The organism is Shewanella sp. 433, from assembly GCF_059338565.1.
Genome location: NZ_CM181703.1, coordinates 1,951,816 through 1,966,104, shown reverse-complemented (window position 1 = coordinate 1,966,104; position 14,289 = coordinate 1,951,816). Strand labels below are relative to the sequence as shown.

Genomic DNA, 14,289 nt, shown 5'->3' with positions numbered 1-14,289 from the left:
GAATCACTATGTTCTTTTCGGAGAATGAGAAATTATGTCAGAAACCGTCAAACACGAAGAAATGGAAGCCTCAGAGCAGTCTTACAAAGCGCTTCATCGTCCCGCGTCTGAGTTTAATACTCGTGAAGAATACTTAGATCATGAATTACAAATCATGAAACCAAGGCGTTGGGGACTTAACTTACCAGGTCGAGATTTTCGCTTTGAATGGGAAGACCTTGTTCCCGCCATCGCTGGTACTATCGGCATTACCGTTATGTACTCTGCGGTAATGGCAGCTTGGGCCGCTGGCCTGACCGAAAAATGGGAACACGTTAATTTAGGTGCCGAGTTTGCCATTCAAGTTGTTCGAGTAGAAATGCTCATCCCCGCGTTACTCTTCTGTATTATCAGTTCCGGTTTTATCAATCCTCGCGCCAACCTTGGCGGTAACCATGGTCCGATGATCCCACTAATTGGCGCTATTGCCTTAGCAGGAGCTCATCCCCTTGCGCTGGCTATTTTGCTTGGGATCTTTGGTCTTATCCTCAGTTACTTTAAGGGCGGATCACGGTTGGTTAACCTCACCTCCAGTGGGGTGGCCGGTGGCTTATTGGTGTTCCTCGGATTTATGGGCGCCAAGAGTCAAATTAGCTCATTGTTCGATTGGGCCGGCGGTTTACAATCCAAGCATGCGCTCGATTACAGCTTAGGCTATGTGGCCTTCTTTATTTTGCTGGTGAATGTGATCTTATATGCCTATCTCGCTAAAGTAGGTAAACGATGGCTGGCTATTCCACTGTGCTCAATTGCCGCGATTGCTTTAGCATTCGGGCTGGGAGCAGGGCTAGATCTGCAGTTTGTCACTGAACCTGGCATCCCTAACTTGAACCCGGCTTACTGGTGGGGTTCAACCGAATACGGTTGGCAACTAGGCTTGCCGAATGCGGCGCATTTTATCGCCTCACTGCCCTTTGCGATTCTCGCTGTTGCCATGTGGTCGCCAGACTTCTTAGGTCACCGTATTTTCCAAGAACTTAATTACCCTAAAGGTACTGAAAAGGTACTCATGGATGTTGATGACACCATGACCACCTGCTCTTTACGTCAAATTGTGGGGACAGCTGTGGGCGGCGGTAACATCACCTCATCATGGGGCACTTACATGATCCCCGCAGCCATTGCTAAACGCCCTATTCCTGCTGGAGCCATTTTACTGGGCACACTTTGTATCATAGTGGCAGTTCTGGGCTATCCAATGGATGTAACGGTATGGCGCCCGGTGATGTCAATTGCGTTACTTGTGGGCGTATTTTTACCACTACTCGAAGCGGGTATGCAGATGGTAAAAGACACCCAAAGTAGCCAAGCGGCCGGGATCTGTATTTTTGCATCGTTTGTGGCCAACCCCGTGCTTGCATGGGCATTGACCATGTTCTTAGACAACAATGGCCTGATTGGTGACAAAGAGCGCGCTAAAACATTAAGCGTTGCCGACCGATTAATTATCCCAGGACTGGCGTTTGTTATCTGCCTTGCGGCAATGCTGGCAGTAGGCATGATCCAAGGGATCCCAGCCCTACTTTAAGACTGCGTCACAAAGTGGGTGATAACGCCCTCTTTGTGACTTCTCTTCTATACTTATGATGGTTTAACGCTCTCTCATTTCTGGTCGTCATTATCACAGTCAAAACCGCAATCTCATACGCTAGCGGGATTGTTATTGGCTAATGGTGACGCTAATTTAAGTCTAAATAACCGACTTTGAGATGAGATGCAATTAGACAATGCAGGTAAAAATGATAGGTCGGTAACAGTTTTGCCTTTATCTCTAGCGAATCTAATGCAGCTAGTAGGTGGATATGCTAATATCTATCAGGTAAATTGGTCTTACCAATTTAATGATCGCCGATAAAACTGTATCGCGTCATCTTATCGGCCATCTAAAGTATAGAATTTAATCGACTCGTTAACACGAATCGATAATCAGTTCCCATCATCAGGGCTACACATTGAGGGGAGCTGTTAAGACTTAGCTATTGGTGTATCGCAATCTTTGTAATCAAAGTTAACCCGCTACCCAATAACCTTTATCTCAATACAAAAGGTATTAGTACGATGACCGAAAAAACTGAGCTGTTCACCAAAGCGTGGGAAGGTTTTACTCCTGGTGATTGGAAGTCTGCAGTAAATGTACGTGACTTTATTCAAGCGAACTACACCCCATATGAAGGCGATGAGTCATTCCTAGCTGGCCCAACCGAGGCGACCCTAAAATTATGGGACAAGGTCATGGAAGGCATTAAGCTAGAAAACCGCACCCATGCCCCTGTTGATTTTGATACCGATAAGGTATCAACTATCACCTCTCACGAAGCGGGTTATATCACTAAAGAATTAGAAACCATCGTTGGCCTACAGACTGAAGCGCCTCTTAAGCGCGCTATGTTGCCAAACGGCGGTATCCGTATGGTAGAAAGCTCTTGCGCTGCCTACGGTCGTGAATTAGATCCAAACATCAAATATATCTATTCAGAGCTACGTAAAACTCATAACCAAGGTGTATTCGACATCTACACCCCAGAGATCATGCGCTGTCGTAAGTCTGGGATCCTTACCGGATTACCCGATGCCTATGGCCGTGGTCGTATTATCGGTGACTACCGTCGTATCGCGCTCTACGGTATCGACTATCTGATGCAAGACAAGTTTGCCCAATTTAGCTCGCTACAAGAAAAATTTGAAGCCGGTGAAGACTTGACTGCCACAATGCAACTGCGCGAAGAGATTGCAGAGCAGCATAAAGCCCTTGGCCAGATGAAGCAGATGGCAGCTAGCTATGGTTTTGATATTTCACGCCCTGCAACCAACGCCAAAGAAGCGATTCAATGGACATACTTTGGTTACCTTGCGGCAGTGAAAAGCCAAAACGGTGCTGCTATGTCACTGGGTCGTACTTCGACCTTCCTTGATATTTATATCGAGCGAGACCTTAAAAATGGCCTGATCACCGAAGAACAAGCGCAAGAAATGGTTGACCATTTCGTGATGAAACTGCGTATGGTTCGCTTCTTACGCACCCCAGAATACGATGAGCTATTCTCTGGCGATCCAATCTGGGCGACCGAGTCTATCGCTGGTATGGGACTAGACGGCCGCACTTTGGTGACCAAATCAAGCTTCCGTTTCTTACATACGTTATACAACATGGGCCCAAGCCCAGAGCCAAATATCACTGTGCTTTGGTCAGAAAAACTGCCTCTGACCTTTAAAAAGTACTGTGCTAAGGTGTCGATCGATACTAGCTCTATTCAGTATGAAAACGATGATCTGATGCGTCCAGACTTCCAGTCTGATGATTACGCTATTGCTTGTTGTGTTAGCCCTATGGTTGTGGGTAAACACATGCAGTTCTTCGGCGCACGTGCCAACCTAGCTAAAACCATGCTTTACGCTATCAACGGCGGTATGGATGAAAAACTCAAGACCCAAATCGGTCCTAAGTTTGAGCCTATTACTGACGAAGTGCTTGAGTTTGATGACGTGATGGGACGTTTAGATGTCATGATGGATTGGTTGGCTAAGCAATATGTATCAGCGCTTAATGCCATTCACTTTATGCACGATAAGTACTCTTATGAAGCGGCCCTAATGGCACTACATGACAGAGATGTTCGTCGCACTATGGCGTGTGGTATCGCGGGCCTTTCTATCGCAGCCGATTCATTGTCAGCTATCAAATTTGCCAAAGTGAAGCCTATTCGTGACGAGCACGGCATTGCAATCGATTTCGACATTGAAGGCGATTACCCTAAATTTGGTAACAATGATGCACGCGTTGATGACTTAGCTACTGAACTGGTTGAGCGCTTCATGGCGAAAATCCGTGACATGAAAATGTACCGCGATGCGATTCCAACACAGTCAATTCTCACCATCACCTCAAACGTGGTTTATGGTAAGAAAACAGGCACGACACCCGATGGCCGTCAAGCAGGTGCGCCGTTTGCACCAGGTGCAAACCCAATGCATGGCCGTGACGAGAAAGGCGCTGTCGCTTCATTAACCTCGGTGGCTAAACTGCCCTTTGCTCACGCTCAAGACGGTATCTCTTATACCTTCTCTATCGTGCCAAATGCACTAGGTAAAGATGATGATGGTCGCCGCACTAACCTAGCTGCGCTGATGGATGGCTATTTTGCCCATAACGATTCTCGTGAAGGTGGTCAGCACCTCAACGTGAACGTAATGAACCGCGAAATGCTGGAAGATGCCATCGTTAATCCTGATAAGTACCCACAGCTAACTATCCGTGTTTCTGGTTACGCTGTGCGCTTTAATGCCCTAACGCCAGAGCAGCAACAGGACGTTATTACACGTACTTTCACTAAAGGGATGTAAAACTAGGCAATCCCTAGTATTAACGGTGGATTTTTGGTGAATTTAAGATAGGCTGTGCGGCTAATTTAGCACAGCCTACTTTACTTAGGAGTCGTAATGACAGTAAAAGGCCGGATTCATTCGCTCGAATCCTTTGGTACAGTTGATGGTCCAGGCATAAGGTTTATTGCCTTTATGCAGGGCTGTTTAATGCGCTGCCAATACTGCCATAACCGTGATACGTGGGATCTGCATGGTGGTCGTGAAGTCGAGGTCGATGAGCTAATGGAACAGATCATTAGCTATCGCCCGTTTCTCGAATCGAGCGGTGGTGGGGTAACCGCCAGCGGTGGTGAAGCCATACTGCAAGCCGAGTTTGTTGCCGCCCTCTTCCATGCCTGTAAAACCCAAGGTATCCACACCTGTTTGGACACAAACGGCTTTGTCCGTAAATACACCCCTGTTATTGACGAGCTGCTCGATAACACAGATTTAGTGCTACTGGATATCAAACATATTGATGATGCCAAGCACATCGAATTAACCCAAGTCAGTAATCATCGCACCCTGCAATTTGCGCAGTACCTTCAAAAACGCCAACAAAAAACATGGATACGCTATGTGGTTGTCGGTGGATTTACTGATGATATTGACTCAGCTAAAAGCCTCGCTGAGTTTATTAAACCCATGAGTAACGTTGAAAAGGTTGAGTTATTGCCCTATCACGAACTCGGTAAACACAAATGGGAAGCCTTAGGTGAAGAGTATCAACTGAGCCATATTTCGCCCCCGAGTCGCGACACAATGGAACAGATAAAACAGATTTTTTTAGATGCTGGGATCAATGCAGTTTATTAATCACTATAGATTTTCCCAGTAACTGTTATCGAGACGTTCAAAGGCCATTTTTAAAATCACCGCCATATCGAGATAACATGCTTTTGCCCCTAAAGGGGCACAAGCAACACCCATGCTTTGCAGTTTGATTGATAAATTATTACACCAATCGAGCAAGCTTAACGGTAACGGATGCGTGGCTCGCCAGCCGAGCCAAAATAAACCTTGGATAGGTAAACTGATAAAAAACAACGCAATGGTAATGGCTTGCGGTAAAAAAGCCCAACCATAGAGATAAAGTTGACTGCCAGCAGCAATAATGGCTAACAACGGCATCAAGCGTAACGCCAGTTGAGTCGCCCTGACAACGCGATACTCTGGGAAATAAAAACTAAGTTGTTTGACCATGGGCCACGTTTTCATATAACGACGACCGTCCCCTAAGGTCTTAAACACTTTTACTGTCAATGATGACACCTAAACTTTGAGACACTGCCTTTACCATAGCACAATCGGTTTAAGAGTCCCAAGTACTCACGACTGGCTTAAGGTAGTTTATCAGCCCCATTAATGGGCAAAACACGTGGTTTGCACTACATATTAATGCAGCCATTACATTTTGGTGAACGCACCCGATTCATCTACTTTGCAAAAGGTTTTAAACATGTCAAATAAACTGGTATTGGTACTTAACTGCGGCAGTTCTTCATTGAAGTTTGCTATTATTGATGCCCTCACAGGTGATGACCAGATCTCTGGCTTAGCAGAGTGCTTTGGTCTTGAAGACTCACGTATTAAGTGGAAGGTTAACGGCGCTAAATCTGAAGCCAAATTAGGCGCTTTTACCGCTCACCGTGAAGCAGTTGAGTTCATCGTAACCAAAATATTGGGTGAACATCCGCAAATTGCAGAAAAGATCCAAGCGATTGGTCACCGTATCGTTCATGGCGGCGAGAAATACACTCAGTCAGTCATTATTGATGAAACCGTGCTTAAGGGGGTTGAGGACAGCGCAGTATTTGCACCGCTGCACAACCCTGCTCACCTGATCGGTATTCGCGCTGCACAAGCATCTTTCCCTGAGCTACCACAAGTTGCTGTATTTGATACTGCTTTCCACCAAACCATGCCTGAACATGCATACATCTATGCACTGCCATATAAACTATACCGTGAGCACGGTATCCGTCGTTATGGCGCACATGGTACCAGTCACCTATTCGTTAGCCGTGAAGCGGCGAAAGCCTTAGGTACAGAACTGAGCGACACCAATGTTATCTGCGCCCACTTAGGCAACGGTGCATCTGTTACAGCGATTAAAGGCGGTAAGAGTGTTGATACCTCAATGGGCTTAACACCGCTTGAAGGCTTAGTGATGGGCACACGTTGTGGTGATATGGACCCTTCTATCGTATATCACCTAATTCATCAACTTGGCTACACTGCAGATGAAGTCAACAACTTGATGAACAAGCAAAGTGGCCTACTGGGCATTTCTGAACTGACCAATGACTGCCGTGGCATCGAAGAAGGTTATCAAAATGGCCATAAAGGCGCGACACTGGCATTGGAAATTTTCTGCTATCGTTTAGCCAAGTATATCGCCTCTTATACTGTGCCACTCGGCCGCCTAGACGCATTGGTCTTTACCGGCGGTATTGGTGAAAACTCCGATCTTATCCGTGAAAAAGTGCTTAACTTACTTTCTATCTTCAATTTCGAAGTGGATAAAGAACGTAACACCGCAGCACGTTTTGGCAACCAAGGTCGGATAACCACTGACAATAGCCCAATCGCCATGGTTATTCCAACCAATGAAGAGTGGGTTATCGCCGAAGACGCGGTATCACTGCTCAATAAATAATAGTGAGTCGGGATTAACCCGTCTCGCCTAAGCGTAAATTGACCTGCAAGTGTTAACTTGCAGGGTAACTAGAGGTATTTATGTCTCGTAATATCATGCTCATACCTAACGGCACTGGTGTAGGCTTAACGTCTATCAGTCTCGGTATGGTTCGTGCGTTAGAGCGCCACGGCGTCAAGGTGCGTTTTTTTAAGCCTATCGCTCAGCAGCGTCCAACCGATACAGGCCCTGAACGTTCGACCACTATTTTAAGTAAGTCGCCTACAGTAAACCCGCTTGAGCCGTTCGATATGGCTCACGCTGAAAACCTGATCCGCAACGATCAAACCGATGTGTTAATGGAACAGATCATTGCGCGTGCTACTGAATGTGCCGATGCCAGTGAAACATTGATTGTCGAAGGTTTAGTGCAAACCCGAAACCATCCGTTCTCTGACGACATCAACTATCAGATTGCCAAAGCACTTGATGCGGATATTATTTTCGTCGCAGCGCCGGGAAATGAAACCCCAACGGCACTGATGAACCGCCTTGAAATTGCATTCAACGCTTGGGGCGGCATTAAAAACAAACGCATTATCGGCGCGATTATCAACAAGATCGGCGCACCTGTTGATGATGAAGGTCGTGCTCGCCCTGATCTGTCTGAAGTATTTGACCATCAAGATGTGCAGCGCCCCAATCCAGCAAGCATGTTCCAACTGCCAGGTAAGAGTAAACTGCGTATTCTAGGCAGCGTACCTTACAACTTAGATCTGGTCGCGCCACGGGCATCGGATCTGGCTAAGCACTTACGCGCGCGCATCATTAACGCTGGCGAAATGCATACCCGCCGCTTGCGCAAAGTCACCTTCTGCGCGCGCAGTATTCCTAACATGGTCACCCACATTAAAACCGACTCATTGTTAGTCACCTCGGGCGATCGCTCAGATGTGATTGTATCGGCTTGCCTAGCAGCAATGAACGGGGTCAAGGTTGGCGCACTGCTGCTCACGGGTAGCTATGAGCCAGAGCCTGAGATTATGGCATTGTGTGAGCAAGCCTTTGAAACGGGTTTGCCTGTGTTCCTTATCGACACTAACACATGGCAAACATCACTTAATATTCAACGTTTTGATCATGAAGTGCCTGTCGATGACGCCGTGCGTATCGAACAGGTACAAGAGTATGTGGCTAGCCATATCGACCAAAACTGGGTAGAGAGTGTGACCGAAAACTCACCTCGCGAACACAGACTCTCACCACCGGCTTTCCGTTACAAGCTGACTGAAATGGCGCGTGCTGCGGCTAAAACCGTGGTATTACCCGAGGGCGACGAACCTAGAACCATCGAAGCGGCTGCCATTTGTGCACAGCGCGGTATCGCTCGTTGTGTACTACTAGGTAATCGCGAAGAGATCTTGCGTATCGCCAACCAACAAGGCGTTACACTGGGCGATGGCGTTGAAATTGTTGAGCCAGAATCCGTGCGCGAGCGTTATGTTGAGCCTATGCTCGATCTTCGTCGTCACAAGGGGCTGACTGAAGTCGTCGCGCGTGAACAGCTTGAAGACAACATGGTTCTTGGGACTATGATGTTAGCCCAAGGTGAAGTTGACGGTATCGTTTCGGGTGCCGTTAACACCACAGCAAACACTATTCGCCCACCGCTGCAGTTAATTAAAACCGCGCCGGGTTCAAGCTTAGTCTCTTCTATCTTCTTTATGTTGATGCCAGATCAAGTGCTGGTGTACGGTGACTGTGCGATTAATCCAGATCCAAATGCAGAGCAACTGGCCGATATCGCCATTCAGTCAGCGGAAAGCGCAGCAGCATTCGGTATTGAGCCTCGCGTGGCAATGATCAGCTACTCAACGGGTAGCTCGGGCACAGGATCTGATGTAGACAAAGTGCGTGAAGCCACACGTATCGCCAAAGAGAAGCGTCCCGATCTGATCATCGACGGACCACTGCAATATGACGCAGCAGTTATGCCTAATGTGGCCCGCTCTAAAGCACCAAACAGCCCTGTAGCTGGTCAAGCGACTGTATTTGTGTTCCCAGACCTAAATACCGGTAACACCACTTACAAAGCCGTACAGCGAAGTGCTGACTTGATTAGTATCGGTCCTATGCTGCAAGGTATGCGCAAGCCGGTTAACGACCTTTCACGTGGTGCATTAGTCGATGATATCGTCTACACCATCGCACTGACCGCGATTCAAGCTTCACAAAGTTAAGCCATGATCCCAAGGTAAGTCGTTACCCACAAAAAAGCCTGTCAATCGACAGGCTTTTTTATTATTGGAAATAAAAAAATATTAGAAAAGGACAAATAACTCAATCAAAATCACAATGCGTCAAAATTTAACCAATAGTTATTATCAATTAAGTTCAACGACTTAAAAGTTATGCATCTAGTCTTCAACATAGTTGTCCACAGATTCTGTGGATAACCGCAATAAGTTATTCATTAAGATATGCCTGACTGCTGCGCCATAGTCAAGCAATTTGTGGCGACAGACCTTAAAATTGGTACCGCGGCAGGTTAACGTGCATTCTTATCGACTGTACACCTTGATGATGACACTTAACCTTGGTAGCTTTGCTCCCTTGTAGAGAAAACGACTGGTTAATTTATCGACATCCAAATCTGTTCGTAGATCTAACCTACACACAGGCAACGGCGAGTAGCTCTACCCCTTGCCAAGTCAATGCAGAGTCGCGATACTATTTAACAAACTTACCTATATAAACTTTATGAGAAACTTACTTTTTTTGGTGATGGTTTTACTTGCTGGTTGTGGTCAGGGTAGCGATCCGATGAAGGGAATACAAACCCCGGAGCAGGTGTCATTGGGATTTTTCAACGCCATCTATGTCGATAGGAATGTAGAACAAGCGCTGCAATATGTCGATGAGCCAATGCAGCAAGTCCTGCAGCATTACTATATCGCCTCAGCGGTACAACGCCATGTACTCAATCTATCAATGACAAATGTCACGCTAGAAATAGAAGAGATTGATATCGATTTTTTTCGTAAATTCACCAAAGACATTACGGTCATAGTGAAGCTCTTCGGCCAAAAAGACGGGCAGCAATGGATAGATGACCGTACTATTAGATTACATAAAATAGATAACCGCTGGGTAATAGTTGAGATATTACCTGAGAAAGGTAATTTAAATTAGGTTATTGATAAAAAGCAAAAAAAATAGCAACCTGATGATTGCTATTTTTATCTGAAATCGGCCTTATGCACATTGTGGATAGGATAACGCTGACTCAGTTATGGCGTTAGCAATTAACATAATCCCTTATCCAAAAACGTTTCTTCATCCATTTCAACAGGCAGTGATTCCATCACTTCATCTTGAACTTGGTAATATGCGCTTTCGTAATCATGTGCTTCCATAACGACTCCAGATAGTATTGTAGGATACAGGCATGCTTTATGAACGCATTTTGCCTTGGGTATTAATCTGCCTCTCAGCAAACTATGGCGTGCATACTAACATCAAAAAACGCCGACTTACAGAAAACTTTCAAAAGCGTTTCCACTTAAAGGTTAAAAAACCACTTCACACAGAGGATATCGACAAAACCTGAAAGACTTTCAGATTGACATACGTTTTTAGCCCACATAATAACTATATTTTTAGTCAAAAGCATAAGTGATATTGAGAGCAAGACTATGACGCTACGCCATAGTCTTGAATAAGTAAAATCTCCTATTCAATAATTATGTTAGGGCGCTATCCTTCTTATGCTGATAACGCAGCACTTTAAGGGCTTTATTGGGATCTTTATCGCAATACACTTCAGGGTTAGCCAACTGCTCAATAAACGCTAAGCTAGGACTCTGTTCTGCCACCTGTTGCATCAAAAAATCGATATCCAGTTCAGGTGCATTTAGACACAGCAAAATATCTCCCTCTTCAGATAAGAGGCTGGGAAGACGCCTTAATAATCTGGCGTAGTCTTTTGTTGCAACAAAACTGCCACGCTGATTACTCGGCGGATCGGCAATAATCAGATCATAAGGCCCAAATTTAGTTAGTTTGCCCCATGATTTAAAAATGTCATGGCCTAAAAAGCGGGCGCCATGAGCAAAACCGTTACGCAGATGGTTTTGCTTACCAATACTCAACGCGCCCTTACTCATGTCGATATTAACCACTTCATCGGCACCACCTTGCAGTGCCATCACTGAAAAGCCACAGGTATAAGCGAATAGATTAAGTACTTTCCGCTGCTTAGCGTGTTGCTTCACCCAGGCCCTACCCGCTCGCATATCGAGAAATAAACCGTGATTCTGCCCTCTTAACAGGTGCACCTGAAACTGTGCCTCATTCTCAGTAACATAATGGGGTTCAGGGACTTCACCTTGAAGCAGTTGGGTTTCTGTCTGACCGCCACAACGGTGTTGAAATACCAAGTTAAGGGCCTCTTGCCCTTTAAGTTGGTGCCAGCGCTGAGAGATTGCCGTTGTTAATACCTTAATTTCCTCATCATCGATGGCCTTAAAACTGGTTAAAAGTAATACCGGAGGAAACCAATCTAAACATAGGTGCTCACACCCAGTAAACATACCACCACGGCCATGAAAAAGGCGCTCTGCATCATCACCAAAAGTAGCGTGTTGCAATGCTTGTACAAATAATTGCATTAAATTTTATAACCTATTAATTAAGCCTGACTATCATTGTCAGCCACTGATTCATCGGTAGCGATATCAGCGATATCAGCCACCTCATCGACCTTATCGGCCAATAATACAGCTAACCAGCCACCACTCTCACTCGACTCTAGGGCAATCTTGACAATCATCGTCAGCGGCACAGATAACAACATGCCAACCGAACCTAATAGCCATCCCCAAAAAATTAATGATAAAAAAACAACCAAGGTCGATAAGCCTAACCCTCGACCCATATATTTAGGTTCCACTACATTGCCCATCACCATATTGGTTGCTAAATAGAGCAATGCTGTTCCGCCAGCGGCGGCAGGTCCAACCTGAATAAACGCTAGCAATACAGCAGGAATAGCCGCGATAATCGAGCCAATATTGGGAATATAGTTAAACAGAAACGCCACCACCGCCCACAGTAATGCGTAATCCACGCCAATCACAGTCAAGCCTATGCCAACTATGATACCTGTCCCTAGGCTAACTAGGGTTTTAATCACCATATATTGATTGACTGAATGCAGAAATTTATCGATCTGCTTTAAGCGCATGTCAGGATCATCCAAGGCGAAGTGTAATTTTTTAGGTAAACTTTCCGCTTCAGACCACATAAAGACGACGGTTAGGATGATCAAAAACAGATTAGCCATCACCCCGCCCACACTAGACAACATATTGCTGGTCATTGACAGAGCGGCACCTGGATCAAAATAAGCCAAGATCTGCTCACGTGATAACTCAATATTTAACGTTTGTAATTTCGTCAAAATCCAGGCGAATTGTTCGACTAACTGGTCACGATATTGCGGTAACTGACGTGAAAACTCGTTGATAGAACTGCCTACTAGTGAAGCCATCCAAAGTCCCATCAGTACGATAAATACCATCATAAAGAAAATCGCAATCGCCCTAGGGATCTTAAGTCGGGTCATCCCATTAATTGCAGGATTACAGATAGCCGCAATAAAAGCCGATAATACAAATGGTACCACTATCGGGCTAGCCGCCTTCATACCAGCTAAAATCACCACTATAAAGGCCATAATGGCAAAACCTTTAAATGCGACGCCTTGGTTTTCAAATCGAGCCATCTACATAATATCCTTATAAATAAACTATAAAATGATAAAGTGTGAATTGTATTAAGATACCACCACACTGCAAATGGTCACCTAACGCTATCTTCATTTATCGACTAACACCACTTACTTCAAACCAAATCATTCAACCTTGGTTTCACCATAGTGAATTAAATTATCGCACTATGATTAAATAAATCATTACTTTGATTGCAACCAACACCTTAGCAGAAACTGTGGATCACCGCTTTAGCAAACAACATAATGACTTAATTAGCCATTAAATATCATAGTCACTCATACACTCTAACCCAAACACTCAGGTTATCCCGACAGTGCAGCTCAAACGGGCACCAATACCTTGTTCTTAACAACCTTGCGTCATTGCCTAGATATTAGCGCCGATTAAATTATTAGCAATAATATGATCCTAACGATAATAGTTAGTGTATATTTTTGATAACGCACAAAAAAGTGGAGCAACCATGAAAATACTCATCACGGGAGGCACGGGCTTTATCGGGCGGCAACTCGTTAAGGCATTAAGCGCCGATAATGACATCACCATATTGACCCGCTCCGCGGGTAAAGCACATCTCGAGCTGGGCCATCAACATCGGCTCCTTGGCAACCTCAGTGCGTTATCCTCGCTAGACGGATTCGATGCAGTGATTAACCTTGCGGGCGAGCCAATTGCCGACAAGCGTTGGACCTTAGAGCAAAAACAGAAAATTTGTCACAGCCGTTGGGATATCACCGCACGGCTCAGCCAACTGTTTAACGCCAGTCAACATCCGCCGTCGGTGTTTATTAGTGGTTCGGCGATTGGGATCTACGGTAATCATGATGATCACACCTTAATTGATGAGAGTTTTGAGTTAACTCAGCAGCATGAAGCTAGCCATTCTACTGATTTTGCCCATCGAGTCTGTTCACACTGGGAGGAATTAGCACTGGAAGCCGCTGACTGCACACGGGTTTGTATTGTACGCATTGGTTTAGTGCTAGGCCTTGACGGCGGCGCGCTGAAAAAGATGTTACTGCCCTTTAAAATGGGCGGTGGAGGCATTATCGGCTCAGGCAAGCAAGGGATGAGCTGGATACATCAAGCGGATTTAGTGGAACTCATCCTTTTCTTACTCCGCAATGATAAGTGTAGTGGCATTTTTAACGGCACGGCGCCCAATCCGGTGAGTAATAAAGACTTTACTAAAGCATTAGGCAAAGTGCTGCATCGACCCACTTTTTTACCTATGCCTGCTATGGCGCTGAATATTGCTTTAGGTGAGCTTTCACAATTGCTACTCGAGGGGCAATATGTCTACCCTAATCGTGCATTAGCAGCGGGTTATCAGTTTACATACCCACAACTACCCGAGGCACTAACCGCATTAATACAACATGATTAACGGTATAGATGACAGTGTCTAAGCTACCGCGCTGACACAAGAGGCCAGCGATCCCTGACGGAATCACC

The 14,289-nt window shown here is 45.5% G+C and carries 10 protein-coding genes; 7 read left to right on the top strand and 3 right to left on the bottom strand.

Features of this window, described 5'->3' with window-relative positions; translation table 11 throughout:
* Positions 1-34 precede the first annotated feature (34 nt).
* The 3 genes from AC5YB1_RS08600 (at position 35) to pflA (ending at position 5,217) form a co-directional block, all read left to right on the top strand.
* Positions 35-1,567: a DUF3360 family protein gene (locus AC5YB1_RS08600; RefSeq protein ID WP_494521492.1), complete on the top strand. Its 1,533-nt coding sequence runs from the start codon at positions 35-37 to the stop codon at positions 1,565-1,567.
* 530 nt (positions 1,568-2,097) lie between these two features.
* Complete coding sequence (gene pflB, locus AC5YB1_RS08595) at positions 2,098-4,380, top strand: formate C-acetyltransferase (protein WP_494521491.1); 2,283 nt, start codon at positions 2,098-2,100, stop codon at positions 4,378-4,380.
* A gap of 96 nt (positions 4,381-4,476) precedes the next feature.
* A complete protein-coding gene (pflA, locus tag AC5YB1_RS08590; RefSeq protein WP_494521490.1) occupies positions 4,477-5,217 on the top strand; it encodes a pyruvate formate lyase 1-activating protein in 741 nt (246 codons plus the stop codon).
* Between the two features lie 3 nt (positions 5,218-5,220).
* On the opposite strand, the gene yfbV is transcribed toward pflA, so the two are convergent.
* The gene (gene yfbV / locus AC5YB1_RS08585) at positions 5,221-5,664 is read right to left on the bottom strand and encodes a terminus macrodomain insulation protein YfbV (RefSeq protein ID WP_494521489.1); all 444 of its coding nucleotides are present in this window, start codon (positions 5,662-5,664) and stop codon (positions 5,221-5,223) included.
* Between the two features lie 196 nt (positions 5,665-5,860).
* Here yfbV and ackA point away from each other — a divergent pair, with 196 nt between their 5' ends.
* The 3 genes from ackA to AC5YB1_RS08570 all read left to right on the top strand — a co-directional run bounded on the left by ackA (position 5,861) and on the right by AC5YB1_RS08570 (position 10,231).
* The gene (ackA, locus tag AC5YB1_RS08580; RefSeq protein WP_494521488.1) at positions 5,861-7,060 is read left to right on the top strand and encodes an acetate kinase; all 1,200 of its coding nucleotides are present in this window, start codon (positions 5,861-5,863) and stop codon (positions 7,058-7,060) included.
* 80 nt (positions 7,061-7,140) lie between these two features.
* Positions 7,141-9,279, top strand: a complete 2,139-nt coding sequence (gene pta / locus AC5YB1_RS08575; protein ID WP_494521487.1) for a phosphate acetyltransferase — start codon at positions 7,141-7,143, stop codon at positions 9,277-9,279.
* A 520-nt stretch (positions 9,280-9,799) separates the two neighbouring features.
* A complete protein-coding gene (locus AC5YB1_RS08570; protein WP_494521486.1) occupies positions 9,800-10,231 on the top strand; it encodes a nuclear transport factor 2 family protein in 432 nt (143 codons plus the stop codon).
* Positions 10,232-10,782: 551 nt separating this feature from the next.
* On the opposite strand, the gene AC5YB1_RS08565 is transcribed toward AC5YB1_RS08570, so the two are convergent.
* On the bottom strand, positions 10,783-11,709 hold the full coding sequence (locus AC5YB1_RS08565) for a class I SAM-dependent methyltransferase (RefSeq protein ID WP_494521485.1): 927 nt from the start codon (positions 11,707-11,709) through the stop codon (positions 10,783-10,785).
* A gap of 20 nt (positions 11,710-11,729) precedes the next feature.
* Positions 11,730-12,824: an AI-2E family transporter gene (locus AC5YB1_RS08560; protein ID WP_494521484.1), complete on the bottom strand. Its 1,095-nt coding sequence runs from the start codon at positions 12,822-12,824 to the stop codon at positions 11,730-11,732.
* A gap of 473 nt (positions 12,825-13,297) precedes the next feature.
* Here AC5YB1_RS08560 and AC5YB1_RS08555 point away from each other — a divergent pair, with 473 nt between their 5' ends.
* Positions 13,298-14,221, top strand: a complete 924-nt coding sequence (locus tag AC5YB1_RS08555) for a TIGR01777 family oxidoreductase (RefSeq protein ID WP_494521483.1) — start codon at positions 13,298-13,300, stop codon at positions 14,219-14,221.
* Positions 14,222-14,289: the final 68 nt, after the last annotated feature.